General features: G+C 61.2%; 1 protein-coding gene. It reads left to right on the top strand.

All coding sequences use genetic code 11. The features are described 5' to 3' along the window. Window positions 1-614, top strand: a 614-nt coding sequence (locus C9414_RS20840) for an efflux RND transporter permease subunit (protein ID WP_142398073.1), incomplete at both ends; no start/stop codon positions are given.

Here is a 614-nt window from a genome sequence, read left to right as displayed (position 1 = left end):
GCCGTACGACAGCACCACCTTCGTCAAGATCTCGATCCAGGAAGTGGTCAAGACCCTGTTCGAAGCAGTGTTGCTGGTGTTCCTGGTGATGCTGATCTTCCTGCAGAACTTCCGCGCCACGCTGATCCCGACCCTGGTCATTCCGGTGGCCCTGCTCGGTACCTTCCTGGGCATGTGGATGATCGGCTTCACGATCAACCAGCTGACCCTGTTCGCGATGGTGCTGGCAATCGGCATCGTGGTCGATGACGCGATCGTGGTGATCGAGAACGTCGAGCGCATCATGACCGAAGAAGGGCTGGCGCCGAAGCCGGCCACGCAAAAGGCGATGACCCAGATCACCGGCGCGGTGGTGGCGATCACCGTCGTGCTGGCCGCGGTGTTCATTCCGTCGGCACTGCAGGGCGGTGCGGCCGGTGAGATCTACAAGCAGTTCGCGCTGACCATCGCCATCTCGATGGCGTTCTCGGCGTTCCTGGCGCTGGGCTTCACCCCGGCGCTGTGCGCGACCTTCCTGAAGCCGACGCACAACGACAACCCGAACATCGTCTACCGCACCTTCAACAAGTACTACGACAAGATCAGCCACACCTACGTGGGGCATATCACCTCGG

The organism is Bacillus sp. Nf3, from assembly GCF_003028545.1.
Classification (GTDB): Bacteria; Bacillota; Bacilli; order Bacillales; family Bacillaceae; genus Bacillus; species Bacillus safensis.
Note: the sequence above shows the minus strand (reverse complement) of the source record. Positions and strands in the feature narration are given on the sequence as shown.